16 protein-coding genes are annotated in these 20,773 nt (G+C 54.2%); 10 read left to right on the forward strand and 6 right to left on the reverse strand.

The annotated features are described in order from the left end of the window. Window positions 1-19: 19 nt before the first annotated feature. The 9 genes from ileS to folA all read left to right on the forward strand — a co-directional run bounded on the left by ileS (window position 20) and on the right by folA (window position 12,820). Window positions 20-2,839, forward strand: a complete 2,820-nt coding sequence (gene ileS / locus CTZ24_RS03265) for an isoleucine--tRNA ligase (protein ID WP_208724766.1) — start codon at window positions 20-22, stop codon at window positions 2,837-2,839. Continuing rightward, window positions 2,839-3,339 carry a signal peptidase II gene (lspA, locus tag CTZ24_RS03270; protein ID WP_036626641.1) on the forward strand — a complete coding sequence of 167 codons (501 nt, stop codon included), beginning with the start codon at window positions 2,839-2,841 and terminating at the stop codon, window positions 3,337-3,339. Before ileS ends, lspA begins: the two co-directional genes overlap by 1 nt. Window positions 3,340-3,348: 9 nt before the next feature. Beyond that, complete coding sequence (gene fkpB / locus CTZ24_RS03275) at window positions 3,349-3,819, forward strand: FKBP-type peptidyl-prolyl cis-trans isomerase (protein WP_021184777.1); 471 nt, start codon at window positions 3,349-3,351, stop codon at window positions 3,817-3,819. Beyond that, window positions 3,800-4,753 (forward strand): 4-hydroxy-3-methylbut-2-enyl diphosphate reductase, encoded by a 954-nt coding sequence (gene ispH / locus CTZ24_RS03280; RefSeq protein WP_013507818.1) that lies wholly within the window; start codon window positions 3,800-3,802, stop codon window positions 4,751-4,753. Before fkpB ends, ispH begins: the two co-directional genes overlap by 20 nt. Window positions 4,754-4,999: 246 nt before the next feature. Beyond that, a complete protein-coding gene (gene dapB, locus CTZ24_RS03285; protein ID WP_021184776.1) occupies window positions 5,000-5,815 on the forward strand; it encodes a 4-hydroxy-tetrahydrodipicolinate reductase in 816 nt (271 codons plus the stop codon). Window positions 5,816-6,285: 470 nt separating this feature from the next. Next, window positions 6,286-7,434 carry a glutamine-hydrolyzing carbamoyl-phosphate synthase small subunit gene (gene carA, locus CTZ24_RS03290; protein WP_036626638.1) on the forward strand — a complete coding sequence of 383 codons (1,149 nt, stop codon included), beginning with the start codon at window positions 6,286-6,288 and terminating at the stop codon, window positions 7,432-7,434. A 13-nt stretch (window positions 7,435-7,447) separates the two neighbouring features. Beyond that, window positions 7,448-10,672 carry a carbamoyl-phosphate synthase large subunit gene (carB, locus tag CTZ24_RS03295; RefSeq protein WP_021184774.1) on the forward strand — a complete coding sequence of 1,075 codons (3,225 nt, stop codon included), beginning with the start codon at window positions 7,448-7,450 and terminating at the stop codon, window positions 10,670-10,672. 235 nt (window positions 10,673-10,907) lie between these two features. Continuing rightward, window positions 10,908-12,050, forward strand: a complete 1,143-nt coding sequence (locus CTZ24_RS03300) for a porin (RefSeq protein ID WP_021184773.1) — start codon at window positions 10,908-10,910, stop codon at window positions 12,048-12,050. 287 nt (window positions 12,051-12,337) lie between these two features. After that, window positions 12,338-12,820, forward strand: coding sequence for a type 3 dihydrofolate reductase (gene folA / locus CTZ24_RS03305; RefSeq protein WP_021184772.1), 483 nt, complete (start codon window positions 12,338-12,340; stop codon window positions 12,818-12,820). Between the two features lie 96 nt (window positions 12,821-12,916). Here folA and apaH read toward each other — a convergent pair whose 3' ends face one another. From apaH to lptD, 6 genes are read right to left on the reverse strand one after another with little or no spacing between them, the layout of a single operon-like run. Then, the gene (gene apaH, locus CTZ24_RS03310) at window positions 12,917-13,786 is read right to left on the reverse strand and encodes a bis(5'-nucleosyl)-tetraphosphatase (symmetrical) ApaH (RefSeq protein WP_021184771.1); all 870 of its coding nucleotides are present in this window, start codon (window positions 13,784-13,786) and stop codon (window positions 12,917-12,919) included. Window positions 13,787-13,837: 51 nt separating this feature from the next. Beyond that, window positions 13,838-14,215 carry a Co2+/Mg2+ efflux facilitator ApaG/CorD gene (gene apaG, locus CTZ24_RS03315; protein WP_021184770.1) on the reverse strand — a complete coding sequence of 126 codons (378 nt, stop codon included), beginning with the start codon at window positions 14,213-14,215 and terminating at the stop codon, window positions 13,838-13,840. Window positions 14,216-14,219: 4 nt separating this feature from the next. Beyond that, window positions 14,220-15,044 (reverse strand): 16S rRNA (adenine(1518)-N(6)/adenine(1519)-N(6))-dimethyltransferase RsmA, encoded by an 825-nt coding sequence (gene rsmA / locus CTZ24_RS03320; RefSeq protein WP_021184769.1) that lies wholly within the window; start codon window positions 15,042-15,044, stop codon window positions 14,220-14,222. Further along, window positions 15,037-16,029, reverse strand: coding sequence for a 4-hydroxythreonine-4-phosphate dehydrogenase PdxA (gene pdxA / locus CTZ24_RS03325; RefSeq protein WP_208724767.1), 993 nt, complete (start codon window positions 16,027-16,029; stop codon window positions 15,037-15,039). Before pdxA ends, rsmA begins: the two co-directional genes overlap by 8 nt. Further along, window positions 16,019-17,314, reverse strand: a complete 1,296-nt coding sequence (gene surA, locus CTZ24_RS03330) for a peptidylprolyl isomerase SurA (protein ID WP_021184767.1) — start codon at window positions 17,312-17,314, stop codon at window positions 16,019-16,021. The genes pdxA and surA overlap by 11 nt, the downstream gene beginning before the upstream one ends. Before the next feature lie 54 nt (window positions 17,315-17,368). Further along, window positions 17,369-19,741 (reverse strand): LPS assembly protein LptD, encoded by a 2,373-nt coding sequence (gene lptD / locus CTZ24_RS03335; RefSeq protein WP_244634019.1) that lies wholly within the window; start codon window positions 19,739-19,741, stop codon window positions 17,369-17,371. Between the two features lie 182 nt (window positions 19,742-19,923). Here lptD and djlA point away from each other — a divergent pair, with 182 nt between their 5' ends. Next, window positions 19,924-20,739 (forward strand): co-chaperone DjlA, encoded by an 816-nt coding sequence (gene djlA / locus CTZ24_RS03340; protein WP_208724769.1) that lies wholly within the window; start codon window positions 19,924-19,926, stop codon window positions 20,737-20,739. The last annotated feature ends 34 nt before the right edge of the window (window positions 20,740-20,773 follow it).

The following is a 20,773-nucleotide window of genomic DNA, read 5'->3' on the forward strand; positions in this document are numbered from 1 at the left end:
ATACGGAACCGAGAATCTGATGAGTGACTATAAATCTACCCTGAATTTGCCGGAAACGGGGTTCCCGATGCGTGGCGATCTGGCCAAACGCGAACCGGGAATGCTGCAACGTTGGTATGATGACAACCTGTACGGCATCATCCGCGAAGCCAAAAAAGGGAAAAAAACCTTTATTCTGCACGATGGCCCTCCCTACGCGAACGGCAGCATTCATATTGGTCACTCCGTTAACAAGATTCTGAAAGACATTATCGTTAAATCGAAAGGCATGGCGGGCTTTGATTCGCCTTACGTTCCGGGCTGGGACTGCCACGGTCTGCCGATTGAACACAAAGTTGAGCAGATGATTGGTAAGCCGGGCGAGAAAGTCAGCGCGGCTGAATTCCGCGAAGCTTGTCGCAAGTACGCGGCGGAGCAGGTGGAAGGGCAGAAAAAAGACTTTATCCGTCTTGGCGTGCTGGGCGACTGGGATCGTCCCTACCTGACCATGAATTTCCAGACCGAAGCCAACATCATCCGTGCGCTGGGTAAAATCATCGGCAACGGCCACCTGCACAAGGGCGCGAAGCCGGTGCACTGGTGTCTGGACTGCCGCTCAGCACTGGCGGAAGCGGAAGTCGAATATTACGACAAAACCTCCCCCTCCATCGATGTGATGTTTAACGCGTTAGATGCCGATGCGGTGCGCGCCAAATTTGGCGTATCTGCTTCTGAAGGCCCGGTTTCTCTGGTGATCTGGACCACTACCCCGTGGACCATGCCCGCTAACCGTGCCATCTCGTTGCACCCGGAATTCGACTACCAACTGTTGCAGATCGAAGGCCGCAGCCTGATCCTTGCCAAAGATCTGGTGGAAAGCGTGATGAAACGCGCGGGTATCAGCGACTGGCGTGTGCTGGGCGAATGCAAAGGCGCGGCGCTTGAGCTGCAACTATTCCAGCATCCGTTCCTGGAGCAGATCCAGTCGAAAGTGGTGCTGGGCGAGCACGTCACCCTTGAAGCGGGTACGGGTGCAGTGCATACCGCGCCTGGCCACGGTCCGGACGACTACGTTATCGGTCAGAAATACGGTATCGAAACGGCTAACCCGGTTGGCCCGGATGGCACCTACCTGCCAGGTACCTATCCGACGCTGGATGGCGTTAACGTGTTTAAAGCCAACGATATGATCGTTGAGCTGCTGAAAGAGAAAGGCGCGCTGCTGCATGTGGAAAAACTGCTGCACAGCTACCCGCACTGCTGGCGTCATAAAACGCCGATCATCTTCCGTGCCACCCCACAGTGGTTTATCAGCATGGATCAGAAAGGTCTGCGTGCGCAGTCGCTGAAAGAGATCAAAGGCGTGCAGTGGATCCCGGATTGGGGCCAGGCGCGTATCGAAGCGATGGTCGCCAACCGCCCGGACTGGTGTATCTCCCGTCAGCGCACCTGGGGTGTGCCGATGGCGCTGTTCGTGCACAACGAAACCGAGCAGCTGCACCCGGATACGCTGGAGCTGATGGAAAAAGTGGCGCAGCGTGTCGAGCAGGACGGAATTCAGGCGTGGTGGGATCTGGACCCGCGCGATCTGATGGGCGATGACGCCGACAACTACACCAAAGTGCCGGATACGCTGGATGTCTGGTTCGATTCAGGGTCAACCAGCTATGCCGTCGTTGATGCGCGCCCGGAATTTGAAGGCCATAGCCCGGATATGTATCTGGAAGGCTCGGATCAGCATCGCGGCTGGTTTATGTCTTCACTGATGATCTCCACGGCGATGAAGGGCAAAGCACCGTACCGCCAGGTACTGACGCACGGTTTCACCGTGGATGGTCAGGGCCGCAAGATGTCGAAATCTATCGGCAACACCGTGGCACCGCAGGACGTGATGGATAAGCTGGGTGCTGACATTCTGCGTCTGTGGGTGGCATCAACCGACTACTCTGGCGAAATGGCGGTGTCCGATGAAATTCTGAAGCGTTCCGCAGATGCCTATCGTCGTATCCGTAACACTGCGCGCTTCCTGCTGGCGAACCTGAACGGCTTTAATCCGGCGACCGATAAAGTCAGCCCGGAAGAGATGGTAGTGTTGGATCGTTGGGCCGTTGGCCGTGCGCTGGACGCGCAGAAAGATATCGTCGCGTCATACGCCAATTACGATTTCCATGAAGTGATCCAGCGTCTGATGCAGTTCTGCTCAATTGAGATGGGGTCGTTCTATCTCGACATCATCAAAGACCGTCAGTACACCGCTAAAGGCGACAGCCTGGCGCGTCGCAGCTGCCAGACGGCACTGTGGCATATCGTGGAAGCGCTGGTGCGCTGGATGGCACCGATCATGTCTTTCACCGCTGACGAAATTTGGGGCTACCTGCCGGGCGATCGTGCGCAATACGTCTTCACCGAAGAGTGGTACGACGGTCTGTTTGGTCTGGCTGATGATGAAACCCTCAACGATGCCTACTGGGCTGAGCTGCTGAAAGTGCGCGGCGAAGTCAACAAGGTGATTGAGCAGGCGCGTAGCGACAAACGTATCGGTGGTGCGCTGGAAGCAACGGTGACGTTATACGCAGATGCAGAGCTGGCGGCGAAATTGCAGGCGCTGGGTAACGAACTGCGCTTTGTCCTGCTGACTTCCGGCGCGACCGTGGCAGATTACGCCACCGCGAGTGATGAAGCGCAGCAGAGCGAATTGCTGAAAGGTCTGAAAATCGCGCTGCATAAAGCAGAAGGCGAGAAATGTCCGCGCTGCTGGCATTACACTACCGACGTCGGTCAGAACCCGGAACATGCGGCGGTCTGCGGACGTTGTTATACCAACGTAGCCGGTAACGGCGAAGAGCGTAAGTTTGCCTGATGAGTAAAGCGATTTTCTCAACCGGATTGCGCTGGCTGTGGCTGGTGCTGGTGGTGATTGTGGTCGATTTCGCCAGTAAGCAGTGGGTCATGAACAACATGATGCTGCACGAAACGCGACCGCTGATGCCGTTCCTGAATCTGTTCTACGCGCACAACTATGGCGCGGCGTTCAGTTTCCTGGCGGATAAAGGCGGTTGGCAGCGCTGGTTCTTTGCCGGTATCGCCATCGCGATTGTGGTGTCGTTGCTGGTGATGATGTATCGCAACCCGGCTCGTAACAAATTAACCAACATTGCCTATGCGCTGATTATCGGCGGGGCATTAGGTAACCTGTTTGATCGCGCATATCACGGTTTTGTGGTCGATTTTATCGACTTCTATATCGGTGACTGGCATTTCGCGACCTTTAATATCGCTGACTGCGGCATCTGTATCGGTGCCGCGTTGGTGGTGCTGGAGGGCTTCTTAAGCCCAAAAGGCAAACAGGTTAAAGATTAAGGGTAAATGATGACAGACTCTGTACAGCGCGATAGCGCGTTGCTGGTGCATTTTACGCTGAAGCTGGAAGATGGTTCGACAGCGGAATCGACGCGCGCCAATGGCAAACCCGCGCTGTTTCGTCTCGGTGATGGCAGCCTGTCGGCGGCGCTGGAGCAGGAGTTGCTGGGACGTAAAGTGGGCGACAAGCACAGCTTTACCCTGGCACCGGAAGATGCCTTTGGTGGCATCAGTCCGGACCTGATCCAATACTTTTCGCGTCGTGATTTTATCGATGCAGGCGAGCCGGAAGTCGGTGCCATCATGCTGTTCAGCGGCATGGGCGGCAGCGAAATGCCGGGGGTGATCCGTGAAGTCTCCGGTGATTCCATCACCGTAGACTTCAATCACCCGCTGGCGGGTCAGCGCATTCAGTTTGAGATTGAAGTGTTGGAGATTGATCCGGTCCTGGAGGCAAGCGATGCAAATCCTGTTAGCTAACCCGCGTGGTTTCTGTGCGGGCGTGGATCGCGCCATTAGCATCGTTGAGCGCGCGCTGGAGATGTACGGCGCGCCAATCTATGTACGTCATGAAGTGGTACATAACCGCTATGTGGTAAGCAGCCTGCGCGAACGCGGTGCCATCTTTATCGAAGAGATCAGCGAAGTGCCGGATGACGCTATCCTGATCTTCTCCGCGCATGGGGTATCTCAGGCGGTACGTGCTGAGGCGAAGGCGCGTAATCTGACCATGCTGTTTGATGCCACCTGTCCGTTGGTGACCAAAGTGCATATGGAAGTGGCGCGCGCCAGCCGTAAAGGCGTCGAAGCCATTCTGATTGGACATGCAGGCCATCCGGAAGTGGAAGGCACGATGGGGCAATACAGCAACCCCAACGGCGGCATGTATCTGGTGGAATCACCGGAAGACGTGTTCAAATTGCAGGTCAAAGATGAAAGCAACCTGTGCTTTATGACCCAGACGACGTTGTCCGTTGATGATACGTCGGACGTGATTGACGCGCTGCGTCAGCGCTTCCCGGCGATCATCGGGCCACGCAAAGATGATATCTGCTATGCCACCACTAACCGCCAGGAAGCGGTGCGTGTGCTGGCGCGTGATGCAGAAGTGGTGCTGGTGGTCGGTTCGAAAAACTCCTCCAACTCCAATCGTCTGGCGGAACTGGCACAGCGCGCCGGTAAGCTGGCGAAGCTGATCGACTCTGCCGATGATATTCAGGAAGAGTGGGTAAAGGGCGTGACCACCATAGGTGTGACCGCTGGGGCTTCCGCGCCGGATGTTCTGGTGCAGCAGGTGATTCAGCGCCTGCGCGATCTGGGTGGTGAAGCAGCGATTGAGCTGATTGGCCGCGAAGAAAACATCGTGTTTGAAGTACCGAAAGAATTGCGTGTAGAAGTGCGCAACGTGCAGTAACCCCTTCCCCGTAGCGGCGGCGATTTATCGCGCTTTTTTCGACCAGGCAAAAAGACGCGCGATAAATCGGGCCGCTACACCAACCCGCGCAAGCCGATTTCCACCTGGTGAGATTGCTTTTACTGATAATCTGACGCGGCTGGCATAAAATTCTTATTATCCCTTTTTTATTGTGGCGTGACTGTTATCTGACCGTTAACCTGTTTGCGCTTTGCATGCATAGATTTGTATCAGGAATGAATAAATATGAGTGAAATCCGCATTGCTATTGTTGGTGCGCCGGGTCGCATGGGACGCAATTTGATTCAGGCCGCGCAGCAGGCGGAAGGCGTCGTGCTAGGTGCTGCGCTGGCGCGTGCCGGTTCGTCATTGATCGGTAGTGACGCCGGTGAGTTGGCAGGTATTGGCAAGACCGGGGTGATCATCACTGCGGATTTGCAGCAGGTGGTCAACGACTTCGACGTGTTGATCGACTTCACTCGCCCGGAAGGTACGCTGGAATACCTGGCTTTTTGCCGCCAGCACCAAAAAGCGATGGTGATTGGTACCACCGGTTTTGATGAGGCAGGTAAAGCGGCGATTCGTGCCGCGGCAGAAGAGATTGGCATCGTGTTTGCGGCCAACTTCAGCGTTGGTGTGAACCTGGTGCTGGAACTGCTGAAACAAGCCGCAAAAGTGATGGGCGATTATGCCGATATTGAAATCGTAGAAGCGCATCACCGTCATAAAGTTGATGCACCATCAGGCACAGCGCTGGCGATGGGTGAAGCCATTGCTGAAGCAATGGACTGGAAACTGGACGAGCACGCCGTCTACGCGCGTGAAGGCCATACCGGTGAGCGTAAAGCGCAAACCATCGGTTTCGCTACCGTTCGCGCCGGTGATATCGTCGGTGAACATACCGCGATGTTTGCAGATATCGGGGAGCGCGTTGAGATTACCCACAAGGCTTCCAGCCGCATGACCTTTGCAAATGGAGCCGTAAAAGCCGCTTATTGGCTTAAAGACAAGAAATCTGGCCTTTATGACATGCGTGATGTGCTGGATTTATCGATGTTGTGAGTGTTGTGAACCATCGTGATGTGGTTATTTCAATCGGTAAGACATTGATTGAATAGGGCAATAATATTATTGCCCTTTATTTTGTCTGTAAAAAATGGTTTTCGTTATTTTTTAATGCTAAGTCTCCTGTTTTTCGTTGTTTATGATCGTTTTTCATCCTTAAAAACGTCATTTTTGACCATTTGGTCAAAATTATCATCCCGGTAGCACGACTTTCAGATTATTTCCGCCTCGCAACCGTTTATTTTTCCAGGTTGTCTCGCTCTTTTGTCGGTTTCTGTTGCTTTTAACATTCAGTTGCCCGAAAAAAACAAAAAAATAACGTCTCAGGGTAGACAAGGTGCGGGTCGATCATTAGAATGCGCGCAATTTGCCAAAAATCGACCGGTCAGGCGGTTTTTGCATTGATTCAGGACAGTATTTTGAATTAATATGCAAATATTGTGACTGTTTATTCCCTGGAGGATGTTTTGATTAAGTCAGCGCTCTTGGTTCTGGAAGACGGAACCCAATTCCACGGTCGGGCCATCGGGGCAACGGGATCGGCAGTGGGGGAGGTCGTTTTCAATACGTCAATGACCGGTTATCAAGAAATCCTCACTGATCCCTCCTATTCCCGCCAGATCGTCACCCTCACTTATCCCCATATCGGCAATGTTGGCGCTAATGCCGCCGACGCAGAGTCCAGCCAAATTCATGCTCAGGGCCTTGTTATCCGCGACCTGCCGCTGATTACCAGCAACTTCCGTAGTGAAGAGAGCTTGTCAGCCTATTTGCAGCGCAACAACATCGTCGCCATTGCCGATATCGATACCCGTAAGCTGACGCGTCTGCTGCGTGAAAAAGGGGCACAGAACGGCTGTATCATCGCCGGTGACAATCCAGACGCCGCTCTGGCATTGCAGAAGGCACAAGCCTTCCCGGGCCTGAAAGGCATGGACCTGGCAAAAGAAGTGACGACGGCGGAAACCTATCCGTGGCAGCAAGGTAGCTGGACGCTGAAAGACGATCTGCCGGAGCAGAAGTCAGCGGCAGAGCTGCCATTCCATGTAGTTGCCTACGATTTTGGTGCCAAGCGCAATATCCTGCGTATGCTGGTAGACCGTGGCTGTCGCCTGACGGTGGTGCCGGCGCAGACGTCTGCTGAAGACGTTCTGAAGTTGAACCCGGATGGTATTTTCCTCTCCAACGGCCCTGGCGACCCGGAGCCGTGCGATTATGCCATCAGCGCGATTCAGTCTTTCCTTAATACCGATATCCCGGTATTCGGTATCTGCCTGGGTCATCAGCTGCTGGCGCTGGCAAGCGGTGCGAAAACCATCAAAATGAAGCTGGGCCATCATGGCGGCAACCATCCGGTAAAAGATCTCGACAACAACACCGTGATGATCACCGCACAGAACCACGGTTTCGCCGTTGATGACAGCAACTTACCGGCAAATTTACGCGTGACCCATGTTTCGCTGTTCGACCAGACCGTGCAGGGCATTCACCGTACCGATAAACCGGCTTTCAGCTTCCAGGGACATCCGGAAGCCAGCCCAGGCCCGCACGATGCGGCGCCGCTGTTCGATCACTTTATCGAACTGATTGAAGCCTACCGTTCTAACGCGAAGTAATCAGGAGCTAACGATGCCAAAACGTACAGACATAAAATCCATCCTGATCCTTGGCGCAGGTCCGATCGTTATCGGCCAGGCATGTGAATTTGACTACTCGGGTGCGCAGGCGTGTAAAGCGCTGCGTGAAGAGGGCTACCGCGTCATTCTGGTGAACTCGAACCCGGCCACCATCATGACTGACCCGGAGATGGCTGATGCAACCTACATCGAGCCAATCCACTGGGAAGTGGTGCGTAAAATCATTGAAAAAGAGCGCCCGGATGCCGTGCTGCCTACTATGGGCGGCCAGACGGCGCTGAACTGCGCACTGGAGCTGGAGCGTCAGGGCGTGCTGGAAGAATTCGGCGTGACCATGATTGGTGCGACTGCCGACGCGATCGATAAAGCTGAAGACCGTCGCCGTTTTGACGTGGCGATGAAAAGCATCGGTCTGGACACCGCACGTTCCGGTATCGCGCATACCATGGAAGAGGCGCTGGCGGTGGCTGAAGATGTTGGCTTCCCGTGCATCATCCGTCCTTCCTTTACCATGGGCGGCACCGGTGGCGGCATCGCCTATAACCGCGAAGAGTTTGAAGAGATTTGTGAACGCGGTCTGGACCTGTCGCCGACCAATGAGCTGCTGATTGACGAGTCGCTGATTGGCTGGAAAGAGTACGAGATGGAAGTGGTGCGTGATAAAAACGACAACTGCATCATCGTCTGCTCGATCGAAAACTTCGATGCGATGGGTATCCACACCGGTGACTCCATCACCGTGGCCCCGGCGCAAACCCTGACCGATAAAGAGTATCAAATCATGCGTAACGCCTCACTGGCGGTACTGCGTGAAATCGGGGTTGAGACGGGCGGTTCCAACGTGCAGTTCTCGGTGAATCCGAAAGATGGTCGTCTGATCGTTATCGAGATGAACCCGCGTGTATCACGTTCTTCAGCGTTGGCCTCTAAAGCCACCGGTTTCCCGATTGCTAAAGTGGCGGCGAAACTGGCGGTGGGCTTCACCCTCGACGAACTGATGAACGATATCACGGGTGGTCGTACCCCGGCATCGTTCGAGCCGTCTATCGACTACGTTGTGACCAAGATTCCACGTTTCAACTTCGAGAAATTCGCCGGTGCTAACGATCGCCTGACCACGCAGATGAAATCTGTCGGCGAAGTGATGGCGATTGGCCGTACTTTCCAGGAATCGATGCAGAAAGCGCTGCGCGGCCTGGAAGTGGGTGCCAATGGTTTTGACCCGAAAGTGAATCTGGACGACGCCGAAGCGCTGACCCGCATTCGCCGCGAACTGAAAGATGCTGGCTCTGACCGTATCTGGTACATCGCCGATGCTTTCCGTGCTGGCATGTCAGTTGATGGCGTGTTCAATCTGACCAACATCGACCGCTGGTTCCTGGTACAGATTGAAGAACTGGTGCGCCTGGAAGAACAAGTGGCGCGTGAAGGCGTGAAGGCGCTGGACTTTGCCTTCCTGCGTAACCTGAAGCGTAAAGGTTTTGCGGATGCGCGTCTGGCAACGCTGGCTGGCGTGGCTGAAGGTGAAATCCGCAAACTGCGTCAGCAGTTCAACCTGCATCCGGTCTACAAACGCGTTGATACCTGTGCGGCAGAGTTCGCGACCGACACCGCGTATATGTACTCAACCTATGAAGAAGAGTGCGAGGCTAATCCAAACCAGGACCGCGATAAGATCATGGTACTGGGTGGCGGTCCAAACCGTATCGGACAGGGTATCGAGTTTGACTACTGCTGCGTTCACGCCGCATTGGCGCTGCGCGAAGATGGTTTCGAGACCATCATGGTTAACTGTAACCCGGAAACCGTCTCTACCGACTACGACACCTCCGACCGTCTTTACTTCGAGCCAGTTACGCTGGAAGACGTGCTGGAAATCGTGCGTATTGAACAGCCAAAAGGCGTCATCGTGCAGTACGGCGGCCAGACTCCGCTGAAACTGGCGCGCGCGTTGGAAGCCGCCGGTGTACCGGTTATCGGTACCAGCCCGGATGCGATTGACCGTGCCGAAGACCGTGAGCGTTTCCAGCAGGCGGTTGAACGTCTGAACCTGAAACAACCGGCTAACGCCACCGTGACCACGCTGGAGCAGGCGGTGGAGAAAGCGGTAGGTATCGGTTATCCGCTGGTGGTGCGTCCGTCTTACGTATTGGGTGGTCGTGCGATGGAAATCGTTTACGACGAAATCGACCTGAAGCGCTACTTCCAGACGGCGGTATCCGTTTCCAACGATGCGCCTGTGTTGCTGGACCGTTTCCTGGATGACGCGGTTGAAGTGGACGTGGATGCGATTTGCGACGGCGAGCGCGTGCTGATTGGCGGCATCATGGAACATATCGAGCAGGCGGGTGTTCACTCCGGCGACTCGGCGTGTTCTCTGCCAGCCTACACCCTGAATGCAGAGATTCAGGATGTGATGCGTCAGCAGGTAGAAAAACTGGCATTCGAACTGAATGTCCGTGGTCTGATGAACGTGCAGTTCGCGGTGAAAGACAATGAAGTCTACCTGATTGAAGTGAACCCGCGTGCGGCACGTACCGTGCCATTCGTCTCCAAGGCGACCGGTGTACCGTTGGCGAAAGTGGCGGCGCGCGTGATGGCAGGCAAAACGCTGGCTGAGCAGGGCGTCACGAAAGAGGTGATTCCGCCGTACTACTCGGTGAAAGAAGTGGTGCTGCCGTTCAACAAGTTCCAGGGTGTTGACCCGATTCTCGGACCAGAAATGCGCTCTACCGGTGAGGTGATGGGCGTGGGTCGTACCTTCGCGGAAGCCTTCGCGAAAGCGATGTTGGGTGCGCAGAGCAACATGAAGAAATCAGGTCGTGCGTTGTTGTCAGTACGTGAAGGCGATAAGAAACGTATCGTTGACCTGGCGGCGAAGTTGCAGAAGTTTGGCTTTGAGCTGGATGCTACCCACGGCACCGCCGTGGTGTTGGGTGAAGCCGGTATCAATCCGCGTCTGGTGAACAAAGTGCATGAAGGTCGCCCGCACATTCAGGACCGCCTGAAGAACGGCGAATACACCTACATCGTCAACACCACCGCAGGACGTCAGGCGATTGAGGACTCCAAGCTGATTCGCCGCAGTGCGCTGCAATATAAAGTGCATTACGACACCACGCTGAACGGTGGTTTCGCTACGGCGATGGCACTGAATGCGGACCCAACCGAAAAAGTGATTTCTGTGCAGGAAATGCATCAGCAAATTACCGGTTAAATCTTCTGATTAAATAATAAACAACGGCTCCTCAGGGGGCCGTTTTTTTATTTATCTGTCTGGTTAATAAGTTAACTTATATGAAACATATTGATTTGACTTAGTTTTTAGCGCTTAGTGCGGATTTAATTTTTCACATCATTATTAGCACAATTTTATAAATATAAAGCGATGCTGCTCCCCTTAGTATGTTAATCGCTCATTTTTTCGAGCATAACTGGGATATTTATAAAAAATGAAAATGCGTGCTTTCACTCTCACCGCCATTGCTGCGCTGGTCGCAGCGGCACCCCTTGCCAGCCAGGCTGAAGTTACTCTTCTTAAAGCAGACCCACAGGCTAACGATCCGCTGAGCCGTCTCGACTTTAAAGTTGGCGGTAGTATCCGCCCGCAGTTCATGCATCAGAACGGCGTGAACGACAAGTCTTATAAGCGTAATGGCTATGACGGCGGTTCACGTTTCCGCTTCACCGCCAATTATTACCTGTTTGATGACGTAAGCTGGGTAGGTTACTACGAGCTGGGCGTTAACTTCCCGGCGTGGTGGGGTTGGGATAACCACTATGCCGATGGCGCGAACAACACCACGCGTCGTCAACTGTACACCGGCTTCAAAAGTGCGACCCTCGGTGAACTCTACTTCGGTCAGCAAAACAGCGTTTACTATGATGTGGTCGGTGCGAAGACCGATATCTGGGACTACGACATGCTGGCCCAGGCACCGGGTAACGGTATCAACGGCGACTACGATGGTTCCTACCGTTCACGTAAGCAGCTGAAATACAAAAACACCTTCGGTGACGTTGATGTCTATGCATCTTACCTGTTTGAAGATAACGACTATCTGCCAGGTAAAGGGATGCGTTACAAACGTAAAGGCGGCGGCTCTCTGGGTGTGAACTATCACATCACCAAAGATCTGGCGTGGGGTACCGCGTGGAACTACACCCGTGCTGATATCCACCAGCCGTCAACTGGCGATAGCAAAACCTATGACCAGAATATCTACGGTACAGCGCTGAGCTGGACGCCGGGTCACTGGACGCTCTCTGCCGGTGGCGGTTACTACCAGAATTTCCTGTCTACCAAAACATCTCAGGTACACAACTACTTTGCTGATGATGCCTGGGGCCTGGAATACTTTGCTGGCTACAAATTCCCGATTGGTCAATATGCGGTTAAATCCATCCAGCCGTACTTTATGGGTGACCGTCTGGAATACCTGAATGGTCGTAACTACAAACGTATCGACAACGGCCTGGGCGTGAGCTTCCAGCTCGACTACGGTTTCCGTGTTGATTACGAATACGTGATTACCTCCAGCACCGACAAATCACTGGGTAACGTTAACCTGGTGCGTCTGCGCTACGATTTCTAATCGCTATCCACGGCTCCTGCGGGAGCCGTTTTCATTTGTGTCAGTCAGTGCGCATTTCTTTACACGGCTGTACAGGCGACATCCCCTTTTCACGCTGCCTTGTGCCGTTTCCACGCGAAAATATGGCGCCTCTCTCGGATATTGCTGAGAAAGGCGGTGTAAAACTCTGTCCAATAACAAAAATGTGGTGGCAAAGGAGCTTTACGTAAATAGCGAGTCCCTCCTATCGACGAAAGTTTCGCCTTTACGTATGATGGCGCCAATTTTTTTCCTGTAGGTCATTAAACATGATTAGTCTGATCGCAGCTCTGGCAGCGGATCGCATCATCGGTATGGAAAACGCCATGCCCTGGAACCTGCCTGCCGACCTGGCATGGTTCAAACGTAATACCCTGAACAAGCCCGTGATTATGGGGCGTCTGACCTTTGAATCGATTGGCCGTCCGTTACCGGGCCGTCTGAATATTGTGGTCAGCAGCAAACCGGGTGACCATGACGGCGTGACCTGGGTGACATCGCTGGAAGATGCGGTGAATGCAGCGGGTGATGCGGAAGAAGTGATGGTGATTGGTGGTGGTCGTATTTACGAACAGATGCTGCCGCGTGCCGATCGTCTCTATCTGACCCATATCGATGCGGAAGTTGAGGGTGACACCCAATTCCCGGACTACGAGCCCGATGAGTGGCAATCCACCTTCAGTGAATTCCACGACGCCGATGCGCAGAATTCGCACAGCTACTGTTTCGAAATCCTCGAACGCCGCCGTTAATTAACGGATATATTGTACACCTCCTTCTCCCGCTTGCGGGAGAAGGTCGGGATGAGGGGGCTGGTCGCACGGGACTTTCCGTCGCTACGCGCCCTATCATTCCTGATGGCTGAGCGGTGGATGTGGGTGGGGTGCGCTCTGCGCCATCGCCTGCTCACGGTTGGAGTGCTGGACATAATATTGTTGTGTTTCCCAATGCAGCATCGTTAGTGTGCCACCCCAGCAGCAACCCGTATCCAGCCCGATGATGCCCTCCGGTGTTCCTTTCCCTTCCAGTGATGCCCAATGCCCGAAGATTAACGTGTAATCATGCGCTACCGGACTCGGGATCATAAACCAGGGTTTCAGCGGTGGTGGAGCGGATTCCGGGGTTTCTTTACAGATCATATCCAACTGACCATTCGGGAAACAGAACCGCATCCGCGTTAGCGCGTTAGTACTGAAGCGCAAACGCGCCAGACCGCTGAGTTCCGGCGTCCAGTTATTCGGCATATCGCCATACATCGCGTCGAGAAAGAGCGGATAGCTGTCACTGGACAGCACGGCTTCGACTTCACGCGCACAAAGTTTTGCCGTGTCGAGATCCCATTGCGGTGTGATGCCAGCATGAGCCATGACCAGTTTTTTTTCTTCATCCACCTGTAATAACGGCTGACGACGCAGCCAGTTAATCAGTTCATCCGCATCGGCAGCTTCCAGTAGCGGCGTCAGGCGATCTTTGGGTTTGTTGCGGCTGATACCGGCATATACCGCCAGCAAATGAAGATCGTGATTGCCCAACACCAATCGTACGCAGTCTCCCAGTGACTTCACGTAGCGCAACACGTCAAGCGAGCCGGGACCACGGGCCACCAGGTCGCCGGTCAGCCACAGGACATCCTGCTGCGGATCGAAGTTAACCTGTGCCAGGAGGGCACGCAGTTCATCATAACAGCCGTGAACATCGCCAATCAGATATGTACTCATTACATCAGTCCGGTTAAAACGCATCGCCCGGACAGGCCGGGCGAGGAAGGATTAGTGGATGTGGGTTTGCACCGCGAGTCGGAACACAGGAATGTCGACAAAAAACTCTTCTCCCTCTTCGTCGATCATCACGTAGTGGCCCTGCATGGTGCCCATCGGCGTTTCGAGGATCGCGCCGCTGGTGTATTGGAATTCGCTGCCGGGTGCGATATGGGGTTGTTCACCGACCACACCTTCGCCCTGAACTTCGGTTTCGCGACCGTTACCGTTGGTGATCAACCAGTAACGACCGCGCAGCTGGACGCTGCTGCGCCCCAAATTGCGGATGGTGATGGTGTAGGCAAACACGTAGCGCTCCTCGTCGGGCGACGATTGCGACTCCACATACAGGCTTTGTACCTGGATACAGACGCGGGCCATTTCACTCATGCACTCAGTTCTCCGGATTCTCTGCCTGATGGTTGCCAAGCCAGTTGGCCAGCTGACAATACTGAGCTACCGTGACGTTCTCTGCACGCAGGGTGGCATCAATATTCAGTTCATCCAGCGCGCCGGCAGCAAACAGATGACCGAGGCTATTACGCAGCGTTTTACGGCGCTGGCCGAACGCCTCGGTTGTGATGCGGCTTAACAGACGCACATCGCTGACCGGATGTTGCGGCTGGGCATAAGGCACCAGGCGTACCACCGCGGAGTCCACTTTAGGCGGTGGCGTGAATGATTGTGGCGGCACTTCCAGCACCGGAATCACCTGACAATAATATTGCGCCATCACGCTGAGTCGACCGTAGGCTTTACTGCCCGGTCCGGCCACCAAACGGTTGACCACCTCTTTTTGCAGCATGAAGTGCATGTCTTTAATCGAACCAGTATAGCTGAAAAGGTGGAACATCAGCGGGGTGGAGATATTGTACGGCAAGTTACCAAACACACGCAGCGGCTGGCCTTTCTCACGCGCCAATGCGGAGAAATCAAAGGTCATTGCATCCTGCTGGAAGATGGTCAGCTTGGGGCCAAGAAACGGGTGAGTTTGTAAACGCGCGGCAAGGTCGCGGTCCAGTTCTACCACGGTCAGCGCATCCAGACGCTCGCCCACTGGCTCCGTCAATGCGCCGAGGCCGGGACCGATCTCCACCACGGCTTCACCCTTCTGCGGATGAATAGCGGAGACGATGCTGTCGATAATATACTGATCGTTCAGGAAGTTCTGCCCGAAACGTTTACGGGCGTAATGCCCCTGATGGACGCGATTATTCATTACTGCTCTTGATCATAGTGATGGCGAGGTTAAGCGCCGTAATAAAGCTGCCCGGCTCCGCCTGACCCAGACCGGCCAGTTCCAGCGCGGTGCCGTGGTCAACCGAGGTACGGATAAAGGGCAGGCCCAGCGTGATATTCACCGCCCGGCCAAACCCCTGAAATTTTAGTACAGGTAAGCCCTGGTCGTGATACATCGCCAGCACCGCATCTGCATGTTGCAGGTATTTGGGCTGGAACAGGGTATCAGCGGGCAGGGGACCGGTCAGCTGAATGCCCTGCTGACGCAATTCGTCCAGGGCCGGAATGATAGTATCGATCTCTTCACGGCCCATATGGCCGCTTTCGCCAGCGTGCGGATTCAGGCCGCAGACGAAAATATGAGGGTTCGGCAGGCCGAACTTTTGCTGCATATCACGATGCAAAATGGTGATCACTTCATGCAGGCTGTCACGGGTGATTGCCGCCGACACATCTTTAAGTGGCAGATGGGTCGTAGCCAATGCTACCCGTAGCTCTTCGGTAGCCAGCATCATGACCACGCGGTCGCCGCCAGCGCGATCGGCGAAAAACTCAGTATGCCCGGTAAAGGGGATGCCGGCATCATTGATCACGCCTTTGTGAACCGGGCCGGTAATCAGCGCGGCAAATTCACCGTTAAGGCAGCCATCACAGGCGCGCGCCAGCGTTTCCAGCACGTAGTGGCTGTTAGCCACCGCCAGTTCACCCGGTATGACCGCTTGCGCAGTATCAATCTGGAGCAACGTCAGCGAGCCAGCCTGTTGCGGTTGCGCCGCAACACCGGGCTGGTAATCACGCAGCGTCAGCGGTAAACCAAGCTGAGCTGCGCGATGACGCAGCAGTTCACCATCAGCGCACACCACCAGCTCAACCGGCCAGTCACGCTGGGCCAGTTGAACGGTTAAGTCAGGACCAATCCCGGCGGGTTCGCCGGGAGTGATAACTACACGATAATTACTGACCATTGTTGTCCAGAATTTTCACGTAAGCACTGGCGCGTTGTTCCTGCATCCAGGTCTGTGCTTCTTCCGCGAATTTACGGTTAAACAGCAAGCGATAGGCACGTTCTTTCTGCGCCGCATCCGTCTTATCAACCTGACGGGTATCCAGCAACTGAATCAGATGCCAGCCGAAAGAGGAGTGAACCGGCTGGCTGGTCTGGCCTTTCTGCAAGCGCATCAGCGCATCACGGAAGGCAGGATCGAACACCTCCGGCGAGGTCCAACCCAGATCGCCGCCCTGATTCGCAGACCCCGGATCGTCTGAATACTGTTTAGCGGCGGCGGCAAAGGTAATTTTCCCGCTGCGAATATCCGCAGCAATCTCTTCCAGCTTAGCGCGTGCCTGATCGTCAGTGAGGATCGGCGACGGTTTCAGCAGGATATGACGTGCGTGCACTTCGGTGACGGAGATATTTTTGCTCTCACCACGCAGATCGTTCACTTTCAGGATATGGAAGCCCACGCCTGAACGGATCGGACCGACGACATCGCCTTTCTGCGCGGTGGCCAGCGCCTGGGAGAACAGGGTCGGCAGTTCTTCAATTTTGCTCCAACCCATGTTGCCGCCTTTCAGCGCCTGCGGATCAGCAGAATAGGTCACAGCCAGCTTGCCAAAATCGGCCCCTTTTTTCAGTTCACCCACTAACTGACGGGCCAGCGCTTCCTGATCGTCAACTTGCTGCTGGGTCGGGTTTTCCGGCAGTGGCAGCAGGATCTGACTGACGTTCAGCTCAGTACCCTGGGTGTTCTGCGAACCAATCTGCTTCGCCAGGGTATCCACTTCCTGCGGCAGAATGGTCACGCGGCGGCGCACTTCATTGTTACGCACTTCAGAGATCATCATCTCTTTGCGGATCTGCGCACGGTATTCGTTGTAGTTAATACCGTCGTAGGCAATGCGGCTGCGCAGTTGATCAAGGGTCATATGGTTCTGACCGGCGATATTCTGGATAGCTTCATCCAGCTGTTGATCGCTTATCTGCAAACCTGCTTTTTCACCCATCTGTAAAACAATGCTATCCATGATCTGGCGCTCAAGGATCTGATGACGCAGGGTATTGTCATCAGGCAGTTGCTGATGGGCCTGCTGTGCCTGTGCTTTCACCGTGCGCAGCATGCTATCAACGTCACTTTCCAGCACCACGCCGTTATTCACGACGGCGGCAACTTTATCTACCATTTGCGGGGCTGCGAACGCAGTGTTAGCGGCAATCGCCACACCAAGAATCAGCATTCTCCAGTTCTTCATACTTTATCCATTGTTGTTTCCGCACTGCGGGATAGCCTGTCAAACATCACAACATCAGAAAGCCTGCTGGTAAGGGATGATGCCCTGACGCAGCATGTCATGGGTGCCTAAGCCATAGTTGGAGCTCAGGCCACGCAGCTCAATGTTGAATGAGATTTGGTTGTCATACTTACTATTGTTGTTTTCCCAACCGTTGATTTTGCGCTCGTAACCGACACGGATTGCATAGCAGCAGGAGCTGTATTGCAGACCCACCAACTGGTCAGCCGGTTTGCTGTTGCGGGTGTCGTAGTAATACGCACCGACCAGCGACCAGGCGTCAGCAATCGGCCAACTGGCGGTTGCTCCGACCTGAGAGATCCCGTTTTTGTAGATCGGGTTAGTCAGCAGGCTGGAGTCATTCAGTGCTTGTGCGACGTATTCCGGGCTGCTGTAGCGATAACTCAGCTGCACCATACGATCGGCATCCTGACGATACTCGAGTACCGCATTGCCCTGAGCGATGTTATCGAGACGGGTATCATATTGCAGCCCGCCACGCACGGCCCAGCGATCGCTCACTTTCCAGTAAGTGTCACCGGCCCAGATCAGGCTACCGGTGTCATCTTCATCGTCGATCTGCTCAACGCCAGTCCGCGATGGGGTAAACGAGTAGATTTGACCAACAGAAACGTTAAAACGTTCAACCAGATCGTTATCATAAATTCGCGTGGTAACACCGGTTGCGACCTGATTGGCTGAGGCGATGCGATCGAGGCCGCTGTAGGTGCGGTCACGGAACAAGCCGGTATAGTCAGTTTGCAGCAATGTTGAATCGTACGGATAGATAGCGCTCTGGTCGCGGTACGGGATGTAGAGATACTGGACACGCGGTTCCAGCGTCTGGGTATAGCCCTCAGCCCAATCCATATCGCGGTCAAATACCAGACGACCATCGACCTTAAACTGCGGCAGCGTACGGTTAACGGAGTCTTTCAGCAGGCCGCTGGAGGTCCGGGTGTAGCTTGAGCTGTTGTAATAATCGAGGCTATCCTGCTGATAATGGGTAGCAAGGAACTTGGCTTCGGTATCCAGGCTGGCCCAGCCGTTTGACAGCGGCAGATCCAGCGTCGGTTCAATATGCAGACGCGTTGCTTCCGGCATCCGGCTATTTACGTTGGTAAACTTCACCGCCTGCGCGAAAATACGGCCATCAAACGGCCCGATATCGTTCTGATAGTAATTCAGATCGAGCTGCGGCATCGCGCGATAGACGTTGCTGTTGCTGGTGGTGCCAAACACCTGGAAATCTTTGGTTGAGAGTGTGGCATCCCAGTTGGTATCGGCATAGCCAACGCTGAATTTCTGCGTGGCGTAACCATCAGTCGAACTGTAATACTTTGACGTTAAGTCGTTGAAGTAATAGGGATCGCTGACTTTGGTATAGTCGGCATTGAAACGCCAGTGCTGATCGTACACCCCAGCGTGGCGCCAGTAGAACAACCAGCGATCGGAGCTGGCATCCTGCGCAATACCACGCACCGCTTTGTCTTTATCGTACTGATTATCGGATGGCAGATAATCCAGCTCCATCAAACCCGCACCAAACTGGGTCAGATAACGGAATTCATTCTGCAATTGCAGGCCACGATTGCTCATATAGTGCGGCGTAATGGTGGCATCGGCCTGCGGTGCGATGTTCCAGTAGTACGGCAGCATGAACTCGAAACCATTCGTGCTGCTGTATTTTGCATTCGGGATCAGGAAGCCAGAGCGGCGACGATCGCCAATCGGCAGTTGCAGGTAGGGGCTATAGAAAACCGGCACATTGCCAAGTTTAAAGCGCGCATTCCAGATCTCCGCCACTTCCTCCTGGCGGTCCTGAATGATTTCTGTACCCACCACACTCCAGCTGTTGCTACCGGGCAAACAGGAGGTAAAGCTGCCGTTTTCGAGGATGGTATAACGATTGTTGCCACGCAGTTTCATCTGATCGGCATCACCACGTCCCTGACGGCCTACCATCAGATAGTTACCGTTCCAGACGTTGGTATCTTTGGTATTCAGATTCGACCAGGCTTTCGGACCTTTCAGGATGACCTGATTGTCGTCATAGTGCACATTACCCAGCGCATCGACGGTACGAACCGGCGCGGTTTGCCCTTCCTGCTGACGCTGATGCAACTGCACTTCATCGGCAGTCAGGCGGCTGTTTCCCTGTTGCACATCGACGTTACCGGTGAATACCGCGTCGTTGGGATAGGTGCCTTTGGACGAGTCAGAATGAATCGTCACGGGCAGCGAATTCGTGTCGCCATTAACCAGCGGACGGTTAAAGCTCGGCACGCCCAGCATACACTGCGACATTAAGTCGTCGGCGAGGGAATGCTGACTGTATATCGCTGCACCAATCATGGTAGCCAGCAGGGTAGGTATACGTTTTTTCATACGCGGTTTCGATAATTCCATGAAAACTGGCATCATGCCGACAATCCGGTCAGAGACTAACTTACTGCCCGGCGATGCGCCAGTGTTAATCCTTTTCTGTCCGCGTTGCCGTTAGGCGCTGAGATAAATGACAGGTATGATAATGCAATTTTCAGCCGCAAGCATGGCGAATTGAGGAGTTTATGCGCTACTGGGGAAAAGTAATTGGTCTGGCTCTGGGCTTACTTTCCGGACTGGGCTTTTGGGGCATTGTACTGGGTCTGATCATTGGTCACATGTTTGATAAGGTGCGCAGCGTTCAGGGACAAGGCTATTTCGCTAACAACCAAACCCGCCAGACACTGTTTTTTAGTACCACTTTTCAGGTAATGGGCCATTTGACCAAGTCAAAAGGACGCGTGACCGAGGCGGATATCCAGATTGCATCTTTACTGATGGATCGTATGCAGTTGCATGGCGATGCGCGCACTGCGGCACAGCGAGCCTTCCGTGAAGGTAAGCAGGGCGACTATCCGTTACGCAATAAACTGCGTGAGCTGCGCAGCGCCTGCTTTGGTCGCTTTGATCTGATTCGGATGTTTCTGGAAATTCAGATCCAGGCCGCCTTCGCTGATGGTTCACTGCATCCCAACGAACGTCAGGTGTTGTATGTGATCGCCGAGGAGCTGGGCATCTCAAAAATGCAGTTTGACCAGTTCCTGCGCATGATGGAAGGCGGCCAGCAATTTGGTGGTGGCGGTTCATCGTATGGTGGCGGCGCGTATCAGCAGGCTAAACGTGGCCCGACGCTGGAAGATGCCTGTAGCGTGCTGGGGGTGAAAAGCAGCGATGACAGCACCACGATCAAGCGCGCCTACCGTAAGCTGATGGCGGAACATCATCCTGACAAGCTGGTGGCGAAAGGGCTACCGCCACAAATGATGGAGATGGCGAAGCAGAAAGCGCAGGAAATTCAGGCGGCTTACGATCTGATTCGTAAGGAAAAAGGATTTAAATAAATCCTTGCTCCGGCGTAGCGGCGCGATTTATCGC

Source organism: Pantoea phytobeneficialis (assembly GCF_009728735.1).
Taxonomy (GTDB): Bacteria; Pseudomonadota; Gammaproteobacteria; order Enterobacterales; family Enterobacteriaceae; genus Pantoea; species Pantoea phytobeneficialis.